Annotated in this window: 14 protein-coding genes; 4 read left to right on the top strand and 10 right to left on the bottom strand. The window is 71.8% G+C overall.

The genetic code is table 11. The features are described from left to right. The first annotated feature begins 81 nt into the window (after positions 1-81). The gene (locus tag AC5677_RS16105; protein ID WP_497195736.1) at positions 82-1,185 is read left to right on the top strand and encodes a MerR family transcriptional regulator; all 1,104 of its coding nucleotides are present in this window, start codon (positions 82-84) and stop codon (positions 1,183-1,185) included. A 347-nt stretch (positions 1,186-1,532) separates the two neighbouring features. On the opposite strand, the gene AC5677_RS16100 is transcribed toward AC5677_RS16105, so the two are convergent. The 4 genes from AC5677_RS16100 to AC5677_RS16085 all read right to left on the bottom strand — a co-directional run bounded on the left by AC5677_RS16100 (position 1,533) and on the right by AC5677_RS16085 (position 5,805). Further along, entirely contained in the window at positions 1,533-2,417 is an 885-nt protein-coding gene (locus AC5677_RS16100) for a S1 family peptidase (RefSeq protein WP_497195735.1), read from the bottom strand. 311 nt (positions 2,418-2,728) lie between these two features. Continuing rightward, positions 2,729-3,937: an NAD(P)/FAD-dependent oxidoreductase gene (locus tag AC5677_RS16095; RefSeq protein WP_497195734.1), complete on the bottom strand. Its 1,209-nt coding sequence runs from the start codon at positions 3,935-3,937 to the stop codon at positions 2,729-2,731. A 61-nt stretch (positions 3,938-3,998) separates the two neighbouring features. Next, positions 3,999-4,886: a sulfite exporter TauE/SafE family protein gene (locus AC5677_RS16090; protein ID WP_497195733.1), complete on the bottom strand. Its 888-nt coding sequence runs from the start codon at positions 4,884-4,886 to the stop codon at positions 3,999-4,001. A 1-nt stretch (position 4,887) separates the two neighbouring features. Continuing rightward, complete coding sequence (locus AC5677_RS16085; protein ID WP_497195732.1) at positions 4,888-5,805, bottom strand: GntR family transcriptional regulator; 918 nt, start codon at positions 5,803-5,805, stop codon at positions 4,888-4,890. Between the two features lie 149 nt (positions 5,806-5,954). Between AC5677_RS16085 and AC5677_RS16080 the strand changes: the two genes are divergently transcribed. Continuing rightward, complete coding sequence (locus AC5677_RS16080; RefSeq protein ID WP_497195731.1) at positions 5,955-7,370, top strand: rhodanese-like domain-containing protein; 1,416 nt, start codon at positions 5,955-5,957, stop codon at positions 7,368-7,370. Positions 7,371-7,648: 278 nt separating this feature from the next. Then, complete coding sequence (locus AC5677_RS16075; protein ID WP_497195730.1) at positions 7,649-8,164, top strand: AMP-binding protein; 516 nt, start codon at positions 7,649-7,651, stop codon at positions 8,162-8,164. A gap of 88 nt (positions 8,165-8,252) precedes the next feature. On the opposite strand, the gene AC5677_RS16070 is transcribed toward AC5677_RS16075, so the two are convergent. Then, positions 8,253-8,648 carry a MerR family transcriptional regulator gene (locus tag AC5677_RS16070; RefSeq protein ID WP_497195729.1) on the bottom strand — a complete coding sequence of 132 codons (396 nt, stop codon included), beginning with the start codon at positions 8,646-8,648 and terminating at the stop codon, positions 8,253-8,255. A 164-nt stretch (positions 8,649-8,812) separates the two neighbouring features. Here AC5677_RS16070 and AC5677_RS16065 point away from each other — a divergent pair, with 164 nt between their 5' ends. Then, a complete protein-coding gene (locus AC5677_RS16065; protein WP_497195728.1) occupies positions 8,813-9,052 on the top strand; it encodes a hypothetical protein in 240 nt (79 codons plus the stop codon). 46 nt (positions 9,053-9,098) lie between these two features. On the opposite strand, the gene mscL is transcribed toward AC5677_RS16065, so the two are convergent. The 5 genes from mscL to AC5677_RS16040 form a co-directional block, all read right to left on the bottom strand. Further along, complete coding sequence (gene mscL, locus AC5677_RS16060) at positions 9,099-9,602, bottom strand: large conductance mechanosensitive channel protein MscL (protein WP_497195727.1); 504 nt, start codon at positions 9,600-9,602, stop codon at positions 9,099-9,101. A 779-nt stretch (positions 9,603-10,381) separates the two neighbouring features. Continuing rightward, entirely contained in the window at positions 10,382-11,215 is an 834-nt protein-coding gene (locus AC5677_RS16055) for an S-methyl-5'-thioadenosine phosphorylase (protein WP_497195726.1), read from the bottom strand. Positions 11,216-11,315: 100 nt separating this feature from the next. Further along, a complete protein-coding gene (locus AC5677_RS16050) occupies positions 11,316-11,672 on the bottom strand; it encodes an FmdB family zinc ribbon protein (protein WP_497195725.1) in 357 nt (118 codons plus the stop codon). A gap of 135 nt (positions 11,673-11,807) precedes the next feature. Then, complete coding sequence (locus AC5677_RS16045; RefSeq protein WP_497195724.1) at positions 11,808-13,163, bottom strand: MFS transporter; 1,356 nt, start codon at positions 13,161-13,163, stop codon at positions 11,808-11,810. A gap of 376 nt (positions 13,164-13,539) precedes the next feature. After that, positions 13,540-15,045, bottom strand: a complete 1,506-nt coding sequence (locus tag AC5677_RS16040; protein WP_497195723.1) for a potassium/proton antiporter — start codon at positions 15,043-15,045, stop codon at positions 13,540-13,542. Between the last annotated feature and the right edge of the window lie 214 nt (positions 15,046-15,259).

Here is a 15,259-nt window from a genome sequence, read left to right as displayed (position 1 = left end):
CCGTCCGTTGACCTTTCCCTTGGGGGAAGGCCCAGCATCGGCCGTACCGGGCGAAGGACCCGGTACGAGGAGGGCAGCGGGATGGACGGGAACGGCGCCGGAACCGGCGGCCTGCTGGGCATCGGGGCGTTCGCACGGGCCGCCCGGCTCTCGCCCAAGGCGCTGCGCCTGTACGACGACCTGGGCCTGCTCACCCCGGCCCGGGTCGACCCGTACAACGGCTACCGCCGCTACGCCCCGGCCCAGCTGGAGCGGGCGCACCTGGTCGCTTGGCTGCGCCGGCTCGGCATGCCGCTGGCCCGCATACGCGAGGTGTGCGAGCTGGCGCCCGGCGCGGCGGCCGAGGCGGTCGCCGCGTACTGGGCGACGGTCGAAACCGACACCGCCGCCCGCCGGGACCTGGCCGCCTTCCTCGTCGACCAGCTGAAGAGGAAGGACGACACCGTCATGACCACATCAGACACTCCCGTATCCCCTCACCTGACGATGCGCTGCGCCGCCGGGACCGACCGGGGGCTGATCCGCCCGGCCAACCAGGACGCGGCGTACGCGGGCCCCCGGCTGCTCGCGGTGGCCGACGGCTGCGGCGAGCTGGGCGGCCCGGCCGCGGCCGCCGCGATCGAGGAGCTGAAGCCCCTGGAGGACGCCGATCCCCCGTCCGGTGATCTGCTCGCCGCCCTGGAGGAGGCGGCCCGCCGCGCCAACCGGGCGGCCGCGATGGCCGATGCGGACACCGGCTGCACCCTGACCGCACTGCTCCGTTCCGGCTCGCGGCTGGGGCTGCTGCACGTAGGGGACTCGCGCGCCTACGTCCTGCGCGACTCCGGCCTCTTCCGCATCACCCACGACCACAGCGTGGTGCAGTCCCTGATCGACGAGGGCCGGCTCACCCCGGAGGAGGCGCCGTCGCACCCCGACCGCACGCTGCTGCTGCAGGCCCTCGGCGGCGGCCCGGAATTCACCCCCAGCCTCCAGATCCTGGAGGCCCGGCCCGGTGAGCGCTATCTGCTGTGCACCGACGGACTGTCGGGGGTGGTGGCACCCGAGGCGATGCGGGACGCGCTGACCGCGGCCGACACCCCTGAGGACGCCGTACGGAGCCTGATCGCCCTGGCCCATGAGGCGGGCGCACCCGACAACGTGGGATGCGCGGTGGGGGAGGTGAGGGTGGCGCGGGCGGCTTGACCGAGCGCCCTCGTGGGGGTGCTTGCTCCCGTTGGGGGGCTTGCCCACGAGGGTGGGCGGTTGCTCGCTCCCGTGGGGGGGTGCTTGCCCCCGAGGGCGGGCGGTTGCTTGACCCTGCACGAGGGTGGGCGGTTGCTTGACTCTCCACGAGGGCGGGCCGTTGCTTGATCCTCCACGAGGGTGGGCGGTTGCTTGATCCTCCACGAGGGCGGGCAGGGATACCGCAAGGGGCGCTCACCACCCTTAGGGGCCCACCCCTACGGGAAAGGGGCGCAGCTCGCGAGCTGCGCCCTCTCCCTCATACGCGGCGATCGCCGGCATCGGTCGCCGCGTATGCATCCGCAGGGTCAGCCGATGGTCTTGGCCACCCAGTCCTTGAAGTGGTGGATCTCGGTGTAGACGTCCGGGGATTCACCGCAGACGTGACCCACGCCGCGGCTGTCGACGCCGACGATCTGCCAGCGGCCGGCGACCTTCTTCAGCAGCGGGGAACCGGAGTCGCCGCCGCACGGGCCGAACGTGCCCGAGGGGTTGTCGGCGCACACATCGCCCTTGTGGATGCCCCAGGAGTCGTCGCCGTCCGAGCCCTTGACGCACGCGGGCGTGTCGGCCGGGATGGTCTTGGTGTCGAGCTGCTGGAGGGCCGTGGGGAGCTTGTCCTGTCCCTTGTCGCCCGGCTTGGTGTAGCCCCAGCCGATCTCCCGGACGGCGGTGCCGGCCGGGGTCGCGTCGGAGGACATCGCGACCGGCGCCTGCGACACCTTCTTGCTCAGGTGCAGCAGCGCGAGGTCGTTGCCGGTGTTGCGGTCGTCCGAGGCGACGTAGTCAGGGTGCACCGTGACGCTCTTGACGCCCACGACCGTGCCGCCGGTGGTCCGGTCCTTGGACCCGATGCGTACCGTGAATTCCTTGGCCGGGATGACCTCGGTCTTCCCGTCCGTACCCGGCTTGGAGACGCAGTGTGCCGCGGTGACCACCCAGTCGCCGCGGATCAGCCCGCCGCCGCAGGTGAAGGCCTTGGCGTCGCTCCAGCCGCCGTGGATCGCGGCCATGAACGAGTAGGCGGGCGCGTCGCTGCCGCCGATTATCTTCGGTGAGTTGTCACCGGGCCCGGGGGCGGGAGCCGCACCGGCCGTGCCCGCCATCGCTCCGGCGAGCATGGCCGCGGCGACTGCGACCGGCGCGTAACGCGCGTGCTTGACGGCGCTCTTCAACTTGGTACCGCGTGTCACGTATGAACTGCCCTTTCGAACGTAAGTTCAACTTCAACTTCGGTCCTTCGCCGGCCGCTTGGCTTGGCTTTTGCGCGCGGCCTGAACGGTAGGTGGCCGAGTGGCCGAGTGGCTGAGTAGTCGAGTAGCCGACTGGCTCAGTGGATCGGTGGCCTCAGAAGCAACAGCAGTACCAACAGTCACAGAGAGCACATGAGTTGCGGTATCCGTACTCGTACTCAGATGGCGGATCAGAAGAACTAGGCATCTCCGGCGCGGAGTTGAGGCGAACGGCGGCAGCCTGGAGACCCGTTACGGCGTCCCGCCCTGCCCTACGCCAGCCCCTTCAGCATCCCCTTGAAGTACAGCTGCGGCAGTCCGTAGCGCTTGAGGAACCACATGTCGGTGCGCTCCCGGGTGGTGTCCAGGAAGGGGAAGGAGGGGGCGGGCCGCAGGTCGTAGTCGAATTCGGCGAGGAGCATCTTGTGGCGGGCGGTGACCAAGGGGCAGGAGGTGTAGCCGTCGTAGCGGGCGGTGGCGGGGCGGCCGCGGAGGCCGGCGAGCAGGTTGGCGACGACGACGGGGGCCTGCTTGCGGATGGCCGCGCCGGTCTTCGACGTCGGCAGGTTGGCGATGTCGCCCAGCGCGAACACCTCGGGGAAATCAGGGTGCTGGAGGGTATGCCGGTCCGCCTTGACGTACCCGTAGGGGGAATCGGGGTCGGCGAGCGGGCCGCCCGCCAGCCACTCGGGGGCGCGCTGCGGCGGCACGGCGTGCAGGAAGTCGTAGCGGAGGGTCTCGGTGGCGCCGGTGGTGTGGTCGGTGATCACGGCCTCGCGGGCGGCGCCGTCCAGGGCCGTCATCTCGGACTGGAAACGCACCTCGATGCCGTAGCGCCGGACCGTCTCCTCCAGCGCCCGGGAGAACACCGGCACCTTGAACATCGCGGACTCCGGGAGCACCAGGACCGTGCGGATCGCGCCAAGAACGCCGCGTTTGCGCCAGTGATCGGCCGCCAGGTACGCGATCTTCTGCGGGGCGCCGCCGCACTTCACCGGGCCGGACGGCATGGTGAACACCGCCGTGCCGCGCCGCATCCGGCGGATCAGCTCCCAGGTGTGCGGGGCGAGATCGGGCCGGTAATTGCTGCTGACGCCGCCGTGTCCGAGGGCCGTGGCCAGGCCGGGGATGCCGTCCCAGTCGAGGTGCAGGCCGGGCGCGAGGACCAGCCGCCCGTAGGTGAGGGTCCGGCCGGATGCGGTGGTGACCGTGCGCGTGGCCGGATCGACGGCCGTCGCGCGCTCGCGCAGCCAGCGCACGCCGGGCGGGATCACCTCCGCCTCGGTGCGCAGCGCGGTGCGCAGCGGCGCCTGCCCGCCGCCGACCAGCGTCCACAGCGGCTGGTACCAGTGTGTGTCCGAGGGCTCCAGCAGTGCGATGTCCCGCACACCGGCACGGCGTAACCGGGCGGCGACGGTGATGCCCGCGGTGCCGCCTCCGATGATCAGGATCTGGTGGTGGGGGGTGGCAAGGGGCGTCATGGGGTTCCTCCAGTAGGGGGTCGGTGGTGCGGACCGCGCCGCCACGGGCGCGGGACGGCCGTCACAGGCGGGGCAGGGCGGTGGCCGCCATGGTTATCGCGAGGACGGCGACGAGAGAGGCGAATGACCTGGTCAGGGTCGGTGCCGACAGATGGGCCGCGAGGCGGTTGCCAAGGTAGCTGCCGACCGCCGCACAGGCCGCGAAACCGGCCAGCAGCGGCCAGTCCAGGGCGCCGGTACCGGCCCTGATGGCCAGCGCCGTGGTCGAGTTGATGAGAATGACGAGAAGCGAGGTGCCGATGGCGACCGGCATCTCCAGGCCCAGGACGAGCGTGAGGGCCGGGACGACGACGAAGCCGCCGCCGACGCCGAAGAAGCCGGTGAGCAGGCCGACGGCCGAGGCGGTGACGGCGATGTGGGCGGGGCGGCGACGGGTACCTGACGGCTGCGGCTCCCGCTGTTCCTGCCGCTCCTGCTGTTCCCGCCGCTTCTGCGCCTGCTGCGGTGTCTGCGTCTGCTGTGGTGTCTGCGGCGTCTGCGGCTCCTGGGCCTTCGGTGGCTCCTCGGCCTTTCGCCGTCCTCGCCTGCCCTGTAACAGCAGTGCCGCCGCCACCGCCAGCATCAGCCCCGCGAACGCCGCCATCAGCGCCGTCGGGTCCAGCGCCGCGCTCCACCGGGTGCCGAGAAAGCTGCCCGCCGTGCCCAGCGCCCCGAAGGCCGCCCCGGCCGCCCAGCGGATCCGGCCCGCGCGGGCATGGCAGACCAGTCCCGTCACCGCGCCGACCGCGACCACGACCAGCGCGCCCGCCGTGGCCTCGTGCGGCGACTGGCCGAGCAGATAGACCAGCGCCGGAACGGCCAGGATCGAACCACCGCCGCCGAGCGCACCCAGCAGCACCCCGATCAGCAACCCGCACGGCAGCGCCGCAACGGCTAAGACGACGGACACGCTACGCGGACGGAGCGGAGGCCGACGACGGCTCGGAGACCGATGACGGCTCGGAGACCGATGACGGCTCGGAGACCGACGACGGAGCCGAGTCCGGGGCCGAGTCCGAGTCCGGGTCCGAGGCCGGAACCGCGGCCCGCGGCTCCAGCGCCACGGCCCCGCTCGCGTCGGACCACTCCGCGACAAACGCGAACCGGTCGCCGCGCACCACCGTCTCGCGCCACTCCACCGGCCGCTCCCCGGCCCGTCCCAGCCGCTCGATCGCGAACGCCGCCTCCCGGTCGGCCAGCCCCAGCAGCCACGCCTGCCGGATGTCCGGCAGGAACGGCTGGATCCGCTCGCGGCCGCCGGTGACCTTCACCCCGCAGCGCCGCGACAGCTCGGCGTAGAGCGAGGTGTGCCCGAAGCCGGCCTCCAGCAGCGGTTCGGCGATCTCCGCGGGCAGATACGCGGTGTCGTGCGCCAGCGGCTCACCGTCCGCCAGCCGCAGCCGCTCCAGTACGACCAGCGGTGCGTCCGGCAGCATCCCCAGCTGCCGCGCGACCGTCGCGTCCACCGTCCGTTCCAGCCGCAGTACCTCGCTGCGCTGCTCCACGCCCTGGCCCTCCAGCTCGCGGAAGAGGCTGTAGAGCGAGCCGAGCGGCTGCTGTATGCGGCGGGTGTCCAGGCGGCTGGCGCGGCCGCGTTCGGCGATCACCAGGCCGTCGGCGCGCAGCGTGCGCAGCGCCTCGCGAACGGTGTGCCGACTGACCTCGTACTCCCCGGTGAGCCGGTGCTCGGCCGGGAACTCCCGGGTGAACGCGCCGGCTTCCATCCGCCGCCGCAGATCCGCGGAGAGCTGCGCCCACAGAGGGAGCGGTGAACTCCGGTCCAGCGGGCGCGGGCCGGGGTCGGGGGAGTCCGGCTGGTGGGTCGTCATGGAGTCCTCCGCGGGCGGGCGTACGGGGATGTGCGTGGCCGGGGGCGGACTTGTTGCCGTCCACCGCGCTGCTTAATGTACGTACATCCGTGCATCCGCACAACGGACCCTGCCCGAGCGGGCCTTGGGCACACCCCCTGGAGGCCAGCGTGCATTTCGCGCAGTACTACCTCGACTGCCTCTCCCAGGCGTCGTACCTCATCGGCGACCAGCGCACCGGACGCGCCGTCCTGGTCGACCCCCGCCGCGACATCGACGACTACCTGCGTGACGCGGACGAGGTCGGCCTGCGCATCGAACTCGTCATTGAGACGCACATTCACGCCGACTTCCTCTCCGGCCATCTCGAACTGGCGCGCGCGACCGGCGCCACCATCGCCTTCGGCGAGGCCGCCGCGACCGGCTTCCCCATCCGGCGGTTACGGGACGGCGAACGGATACCACTGGGGCCCTCCGACGACGAGGGCGTCACCCTCACCGTCCTCGCCACCCCCGGCCACACCCTCGAGTCCATCTGCCTGGTCATCCATGAAAACCCGCACGACGACGTGCCGTTCGGCGTCCTGACCGGCGACACCCTCTTCGTCGGCGACGTCGGCCGCCCCGACCTGCTCTCCGCCGCCGGGCACTCCCCGCACGAGATGGCCGTACGACTGCATCGCTCCCTGCACACCAAACTCATGGCACTCCCGGACGCGACCCGGGTCTTTCCCGCACACGGCGCCGGCTCGGCCTGCGGCCGCAACCTCTCGACCGAGACCAGCTCCACCATCGGCGACCAGCGGCGCCTGAATTACGCCCTGCAGCCCATGCGGGAGAGCGAATTCGTCCGGCTGGTCACCGCGAGCCAGCCCGCCACACCCGGCTACTTCGCGCACGACGCCGCCCTCAACCGCGACGGACATCCCCTCCTGGACGCCGCGCCCCTGGCGGCCCTCACCCTGGACGAGGCCCGCACCGCCCGCGACGAGCACGGCGCCGCCCTCCTGGACTGCCGCCCCCTCGCCGCCTACACCCACGCCCACCTCACCGGCTCCCTGCACGCCGGCCTCGACACCCGCTTCGCCGAGTACGCCGGCAGTGTGGTGGCGCCCGGCACTCCCATCGTGCTGCTCGCCGACCCCGGCACGGAGGACGAGGCCCGCCTCCGCCTCGCCCGCATCGGCTATGACCGCGTCCTCGGCCATGTCCCCGACCCGGCGGCCGCCCTCGCCCAACGGCCGGCCCTGGCCACCCGCAGCCATCGGATCGACGGGGGCCAGCTCCCTGCCGTGCGAGTCCCCGCCAACCAACTCCCCTCCGAGCAACACCAGTTGATCGACGTCCGCAATGCGGCCGAATTCGAGGCGGGTGCGCTTCCCGGCGCCCGCAACATCCCCCTGGCCGCCCTCCGCGACCAGAGCGACCACCTCGACCGCGACCGGCCGGTCGTCCTCTACTGCCAGAGCGGCAACCGGTCGGTGATCGCAGCGGCACTGCTGGAGGAGCGGGGGTTCGGGGATGTGCGGGATGTGGTGGGGGGATACCAGGCGGCGGTGAAGGAGGCGGCGGCCAAGGCGGGGTGAGCGGATCGGCCGGTTCCGGGCAAGGCCCCGGCTCCGGCCCCGGACAAGGGGGGCCTCGTACACGCACGCAAGAAATCGGGGAAACCTCAGAGGCGCGAGGGGATTGGAGGCGCCCGAGGCCGGGCAGAAAGGGCCGGGTGGCCGCAGGAAGGCGGCGACGGGCGTGCGAGACGGCCGGCGCAGGGGCGTCAGGGACCGTCGGGTACCGAACACCCGTACAACGGACGTTCAGCGATCGTTGATCGCTCATCTTCATGCTGAATCGCATGTTGCGCCGTGTGACGACAGAGCATGCAGATGACGCCCGGGAAGAACGCGAGCCGCAGGCGTCGCGGATCGCCCTCACCTGGACCGGGGAGCCGGGCCGGATGGAGGAGCTGACGCATGGCATGCTCCTCGACCAGGCCGACCGCGCCGCGGCGGCGCTCGCACGGCTCGGTGTGCGGGCCGGCGACAAGGTGGCCGTGCATCTGCCGCTGGTGCCCGAATCGGTGATCGCCACCCTCGCCTGCGGGCGCCTTGACGCGCTGCGCACCACGCTGCCCGTCTCGCTCACCGTGCCCGAACTGGCCGCGCGGACCCGGGAGTCGGGGGCGCGGGTGCTGATCACCGCGGACGCGGCGTTCTGGGACGGGGCCATACGGCCGGTGAAGGCGGTACTCGACCATGCGCTGGCGCGGGCCTGTGCCGTGGAGGGCGGCCGTACCGTCCTGGTGGTGAACCGGTGCGCGCGGCCGGTCTCCTGGACACCGGGGCGCGACCGGTGGTGGCACGAGGTCCTCGACGAGGCATGACCCGCGGGCCGGCCGGGCCCGGCGGCAACCGCACCCGCGTCGACCTGGGCCTGCGGTCGCCCGACGAGAAGGACCGCCGCCCCGCGCCTCAGCCCGAGGGAACGGCCGGGGCGTCGACCGGACGCCTTTTGCTGCGCACCACGTCGAGGTACTCGGCCACCGCGTCCCTGTTCCGGATCAGGCACTCTATGCGCTCCGTCATACGGTCGCGTTCGAGCTCCAGTGTGGCGAGCATCTCCGATGTCGCATCGGCGAAGTGGATGATCCGCGGCTTGTCCAGGCAGGGCAGGATCTGCTTGATGATCCTTGTGGGCAGTCCGGCATCGAGCAGCCCTCTGATCTGCATGACCCGGTCCACGAAGCGCTCGTCGTACTCGCGATAGCCGTTCGCGGAGCGATCGGCGGCGATCAGGCCCTGCTCCTCGTAATAGCGCAACAGCCGACGGGGCGTGCCGGTCCGCTCCGAGAGCTCTCCGATCCGCATGTGCTCCCCTCCCCTTTGCCCCATCGAACCATCGCAGCGACGGCAGCGACGGCAGCGACCGCATCAAGGCGACGGTCCGACGGTACGCGGCGCCGTACGCGGCGCCCACCCCCTCACGCACGCCCCCACCAGGCTCCGGGCCCTCGCCCCCGTACCCTGAAGAGGTGAGCACCATCCCCGAACCCGAACCGGCCGACGAGGCGCCCGCCGCCCGGCCCGCCGCGAGTGGGACCCCCGAGACGGCCCGGCCCGCCGCCCGGCCCGCCGCGCTGATCTTCGACGATCCGCTGGACCGGCAGTCCTCGGACGACACCGACCGCGGCTGGGGCGAGCGGCCCACGGCCTCCGGCAGCGCCGCCGATCTCGCCCGCTTCCTCGACGAAAAGCCGCCCCACCACCTCTGAGCGAGGCGATGAGGCGGCGGGCGCCGGTCGCGGGGGCGCGCTCCGGCTACTGCTGCGTCTTCTGCGTGATGACGGTGGCCGACGTGCCGGACATCGGGAGCGAGCCATTGCGCTGCGCGATGAGCGCGTCGCGGATCTCGGTGAGCAGCTCGATCTCGGTCGGGTCGGCGGGGGCGTCGTCGACCGGCTTCTTCGCGTCCTGGCGGGCCTTCCACTTGTTCATCGGAAGGATCATGAGGAAGTAGACGACCGCGGCGGTGATCAGGAACGTCAGCGCGGCGCTGAGCACCGAGCCCCACAGGATGTAGATCCCGTCGGTGAACTCGCCCGTCTTCTTGTCCGGGTGGCAGCTGGTGCTCAGGCAGGCCTTGTAGTTGTCGAGGTTCTGCGAGCCGAGGGCGCCGATGATCGGGTTGATCACGCCCTTGACCACGGCATTGACGATGTTGGTGAATGCCGCACCGACGACGACCGCGACCGCGAGCTCGATGACGTTTCCGCGCATCAGGAATTCCTTGAATCCCTGCAGGACGCCCTTGTTCTCGCTCACCTGACAGCCTCTTTCCACGCTCGGTACGGATGGTGCAGCAACAATCAGCACCGCAACTTACGGCAGGGCGGGGCGGCGGTGTCCAGTCGTCCGACACGAACCGGCGATCGACCAGAGCGTCAGTGCGGATCTGGCGGACCGGCCTCTCCCAAGCCCTTGAAGGGCAGGGGGCACCCCCACCCGGAGAAGCTTTGCGTGCGAGCGGAGCGGACGCCACTCGATCTTGGGGCATGACTACCGCCCTCCGGAGAGCGCCGCCGCCGGGCATCCGGTCGCCGGAGCCGTTCGTACGGCGCCGTACGAGACGCCCGTGGCCAGTGCTGCGGCGGTCATCGCCAGTGCGGCGGCGATCAGGCGCCGTCGCGTCGTCCGCCGCCATCGGTGTCGTCCACCACCGGCCCGTACCGGTGCGAAGTGGGGCACTTCACACGTTGGCGGAGTCGGGAGCGGCGGGTCGGGGAGCGGATCCGGCGGGAGCCGTAAGGCGGCGGGAAGGCCGAGGGAGGCGTCGGGAGGGGAGTCGAGGGAGGGACGGGGCATCGTCGTCACCGCCTGTCGCGGGATTGCGGAACGGGTCACCGGCGGTCACCGGCGATCACCACCGTGCCGGAATTCCCCACGGCCCGCTTCGGCCTGTGGATGAACCCGCACCTGTGGACAACTCGCTCACCCGCAGAAGCCCCTGGCGGCCCTGGCGCCCCTGATCTCCCCGAGATCCTGCCGGCCCCGGCAAACCGCGCCGCCGAGCCCGCGATGCCCCGCGACGCCCGGCACCGCCGCTACGGCAGCTCGATCCCCAGATCCCAGCCCTCGAGGGAACTGGCGCAGGGACAGTCGCGCGCCGCGGAGTCGGGGAGGGCGGCCACCGCGTCGAAAAGGACCTCGCGCAGTCGGCCGACGTTCTGGCCGAAGACCTTGAGGACCTCCTCGTGGGAGACACCGTCGCCCGTCTCGGTGCCCGCGTCCAGGTCGGTGACCAGGGTCAATGAGGTGTAGCAGAGGCCGAGTTCCCGGGCGAGTACGGCCTCGGGGTGGCCGGTCATGCCGACCACCGACCAGCCCTGCGCGGCGTGCCAGCGGGACTCGGCGCGGGTGGAGAAGCGGGGGCCTTCGATGACGACGAGGGTGCCGCCGTCGACCGGCTCCCAGTTGCGGCCGCGGGCCGCCGCCACCGCGGTCCGGCGCCCGGTGGGGCAGTAGGGGTCGGCGAAGGAGACGTGGACGATGTTCGGGACGGCGCCGCCCGGCAGCGGTTCGCCGTCGAAATACGACTGGGCGCGGGACTTGGTGCGGTCGACGAGCTGGTCGGGGACGAGCAGCGTGCCGGGGCCGTACTCGGGGCGCAGGCCGCCGACGGCACACGGCCCGAGGACCTGGCGCACGCCGACCGAGCGCAGCGCCCACAGGTTGGCGCGGTAGTTGATGCGGTGCGGCGCGAGGTGGTGCCCCCGGCCGTGCCGGGGCAGGAAGGCGACCCGGCGGCCGGCCACCTCGCCCAGGAAGAGGGAGTCGCTGGGCGGCCCGTAGGGGGTGTCCACTGTGATCTCGGTCACGTCGTCGAGGAAGGAATAGAACCCCGAGCCGCCGATAACGCCAATCTCCGCGTCAGACATGCCGGTCACACTATCGGGGCGGCCCGCCGCGCCGCGGGGCCGGGCCGGAAAAGCCGCGGACCCCGCCGTCGGCGACGGCGGGGTCCGGGGGAAGCGTGGGTCAGGCGGCGGAGCTGCTGCTCGTGGACGACGAGGACGTCGAGGACGACGCCGTCGAGGACGAGGAGGAGGCCGTGGACGACGAGGTCGTCGACTTGGCGTCCGAGCTGCCGGCCGAGTCCGAGGAGGACGAGCCGCTCGTGCTGGAGGAGCTCTTCGCCGGGCTGCTGCTGGACGACGAGCCGCGGCTGTCGTTGCGGTAGAACCCGGAGCCCTTGAAGACGATGCCGACCGCGGAGAACACCTTCTTGAGGCGTCCGTTGCAGCTGGGGCACTCGGTGAGCGCGTCGTCGGTGAACTTCTGCACGGCCTCAAGGCCCTCGCCGCACGCGGTGCACTGGTACTGGTAGGTCGGCACTTGACTTCCTCCTGGCACTCTCACTCGATGAGTGCTAACGACGATCCATAGTGCAGTATTCCGGCCCGTCAGTCCACTGTGACCGGCGTACGGTGACCGACTCCACGTTCGGCAGGGCGCGCGTCCCGCGTCCTGTCAGGCGTTCGCCAGCGCCCGCTCCCGGCCCTCGGAAACGGCGTCGACCTGCTGGTTCGCAGCGTCCGTGCCGTCCGTGCTGTCCGTACCGTCCGTACCGTTCGTGGCGTCCGTGCCGTGCGCGGCGCCGCCGGCGACCACGGTCGACGACCGCGGCAGCAGATGCGCGCGCAGCGTCAGCAGCACCGTCAGCGCCAGCGCCGTACCGGCCAGCGGCACCAGGAAGCCGGCGCTCGGGCCGAAGCGGTCCGTGAGCTGGCCGGCCGAGGAGGCTGCGGCCGCCTGGCCCAGTGCCACCGCACCGGTCAGCCAGGTGAAGGCCTCCGTACGGGCGGCGGCCGGCACCAGCGTCTCGACCAGGGTGTAGCCGGAGATCAGGGCCGGGGCGATGCACAGGCCGATCACCAGGCCGACGGCGGCCAGCAGCGGCACCGCGGTCACGGACCACAGCGGGGTGGTGGCCAGGGCCAGCAGACCGTAGGCGACCAGCAGGCGGCGGCGCGGGCCGACCTTCCAGCTGATGGCGCCGCAGGCGATACCCGCGAGCATGTTGCCGGCCGCGAAGATCCCGTAGAGGACGCCGTTGATGCCCGGGTGCCCGATGTGCTCGGTGAAGGCGGTCAGCGAGACCTGCATACCGCCGAAGACGGTGCCGATGCCCAGGAACGCCACGATCAGGACGCGTACGCCGGGCACGGACAGCGCCGAGACGCGCGGGCGGCCGAGGTCCTGCGCCCGGTGGACGGGCGGCTGGGTGCGCCGCTGCGCGGCGAACAGCAGACCGCCGGCCAGGCTGAGGACGGCCTCGGTGATCAGGCCGGCGGCCGGGTGGATGCCGGTGCACAGGGCGGTCGCCAGCACCGGGCCGACGACGAAGGTGAACTCGTCGGTCACCGACTCGAACGCGGCGGCCGTCGGCATCAGCGGGCTGCCGCCGAGCGTCGCCGCCCAGCGGGCCCGGACCATCGGGCCGACCTGCGGCGTCGAGGCGCCGGTGGGAACGGCCACCGCGAGCAGCGCCCACAGGGGGGCGTGCGCGAGGGCGAGGGTGATCAGCGCGGCGACGCCGGCGACATGCACCGCGACACCGGGGAGCAGCACCGCGCGCTGACCGAAGCGGTCGGCGAGCTTGCCGCTCTGGGGGGCGAACAGCGCCATCGAGACGCCGGTGGCGGCGGTGACCGCGCCGGCGGTGCCGAAGGAGCCGGTGGTGGACTGGACGAGCAGGGTGATGCCGATCGTCAGCATCGCGAACGGCTGCCGGGCCAGAAAGCCGGGCAGTACGAATGTCCATGCACCAGGGGTGCGCAGCAGTTGTCCGTATCCGGGACGGGAGTCCTTGACCGCGGGTGCCACGGCCGGGCCTTTCTGCTGCCTGGTAGCGCGTGGCCGCGAGGTCGTCACGGAACGCGCCGAGAGCTGTCCTCTCGCGCAGGACCGAGTGATACCGCGTGGTCCGCACCGGAGAAGTGGCTGCGCTTGTGGCAGAGGACCGCGGCCGCCGAGCGGTCGCGCCAGCTCTGCTTCAGGCAGAGTTGGTTCGTTTATTGCCTCTTCATACTACAGGTTGAAGCGCGTGAAGCCCTGGGATTAACCAGGGCTTCACGTGAAATTCCTTGGGATCCGTGGAGAGATGCGGCACATACCGGCCGGTCGGAGTCGCAAGGGCCCGCTCGGTGCCGTACGGGCCTCCAAGGGGGCGCATGCCCCTCGGCTCAGCCGGCTCCTCGGCTCACCCGGCCCCGCGCCGCCTGCCCCGTCGCTCCCTGGACTCGCCGTGCCGCGGCTCGCCGTGTCCGCCCGTTCCCAGCCAGCCGGCCAGCTTGCCGCCCTGGGAGACGGCCTGCAGCCGTCGCTCGGCGGCGTCCCGTACCGGGTCCGTGGCCACCACCAGCAGCTCGTCGCCGTGCCGCAGCACGGTCGTGGGCGACGGCACGAAGCTGGAGCCGTCCCGGACGACGAGGGTGACCGCGGCGCCGGCGGGCATCCGCAGCTCGCCGACCTCGACGCCGTGCATCCGCGAGCCGGGCCCGATGGACGTGGACAGCAGATGGCCGCGCAGCCGCTCCAGCGGGGCCGACTCGATGCCCAGGTCGGCGGCCTCCTCGCCGTCGCCGAGCTGCAGCCGCCGCGCCAGCCAGGGCAGCGTCGGGCCCTGGATGAGGGTGTAGACCACGACGAGCACGAAGACGATGTTGAAGACGCGTTCGCTGCCGGGGATGTCGGTGACCATCGGGATGGTGGCCAGGACGATGGGCACCGCGCCGCGCAGGCCGGCCCACGACAGCAGGGTCTTCTCCTGCCAGGGCATGCGGAACGGCAGCAGGCTCACGAACACCGACAGCGGGCGGGCCACGATCGTCAGGATCATGCCGATGACCAGCGCCGGGACGATGTCGTCGAGGAGGTTGTGCGGGGTGACCAGCAGGCCCAGCAGGACGAACATGCCGATCTGGCCGATCCAGCCGAGCCCCTCGGCGAAGCCGCGGGTGGCCGGGGCGTGCGGGAGTTTGGCGTTACCGAGGATCACCGCGGCCAGATAGACGGCGAGGAATCCGGAGCCGTGTGCCAGGGCGCCGGCCGCGTAGGCGGAGACCGCGATGGCCATGACGGCGATCGGGTAGAGGCCGGAGGCGGGCAGCGCCACATGCCGCATGCCGTAGGAGCCGAGCCAGCCGATCGCCAGCCCGATCGCGGCGCCGATGGCCAGCTCCAGGGCTATCTCGCCGAGCAGGGCGTACCAGTGCTCGACCGGCCCGGCCGTGGAGAAGGCGACGACGAGGATGACCACCGGGGCGTCGTTGAAGCCCGATTCGGCCTCCAGAACACCCGTCAGGCGGGCGGGCAGCGGGACGTTGCGCAGTACGGAGAAGACCGCGGCCGCGTCCGTCGAGGAGACCACGGCGCCGATCAGCAGCGCCTGGCGCCATTCGAGCCCGGCCAGATAGTGCGCTCCGGCCGCGGTGACCCCCACGCTCACCGCGACGCCGACCGTCGAAAGCAGTGCCGCCCGGGGCAGCGCCGGCCTGATTTCCTTCCACTTCGTGCCCAGTCCGCCCTCCGCGAGGATCACGACCAGGGCCGCATAGCCGAGGAGTTGGGTCAGCCCGGCGTTGTCGAAGACAACGCCGCCGAGGCCGTCCTGCCCTATGGCGACGCCTATCCCCAGGTAGATGAGCAGGCTGGGGAGTCCGCTGCGCGAGGAGAGTCGTACCGCGGCCACGGCGATGAGCAGCACGAGCGAGCAGACCAGCAGGAGTTCGTTGAGGTAGTCGACAGTCAGGAGCTGGTCCTTTCTCGCACGCGGGCCGGAGGGGGCGGGTTCCCTGGGGCCCTTTACAGGCCGTTCGGGACCTACGATCCTTACCGTATCTAGTTACTAAGTCTAACAATTTACCATTACTTGAAAGTTCGATGTGCTGGCGGTGACTCCGCGTAGGGCTCGCCGGACC

It is taken from the genome of Streptomyces sp. JLSY215 (genome assembly GCF_059682825.1).
This window is presented reverse-complemented; position numbering and strand designations above follow the sequence as displayed.

Coding starts and splice junctions, on each gene's coding strand:
- AC5677_RS16105 (WP_497195736.1), top strand. CDS start 82: ATGGACGGGAACGGCGCCGGAACCGGCGGCCTGCTGGGCATCGGGGCG.
- AC5677_RS16095 (WP_497195734.1), bottom strand. CDS start 3,937: ATGACGCCCCTTGCCACCCCCCACCACCAGATCCTGATCATCGGAGGC.
- AC5677_RS16085 (WP_497195732.1), bottom strand. CDS start 5,805: ATGACGACCCACCAGCCGGACTCCCCCGACCCCGGCCCGCGCCCGCTG.
- AC5677_RS16070 (WP_497195729.1), bottom strand. CDS start 8,648: ATGCGGATCGGAGAGCTCTCGGAGCGGACCGGCACGCCCCGTCGGCTG.
- AC5677_RS16055 (WP_497195726.1), bottom strand. CDS start 11,215: ATGTCTGACGCGGAGATTGGCGTTATCGGCGGCTCGGGGTTCTATTCC.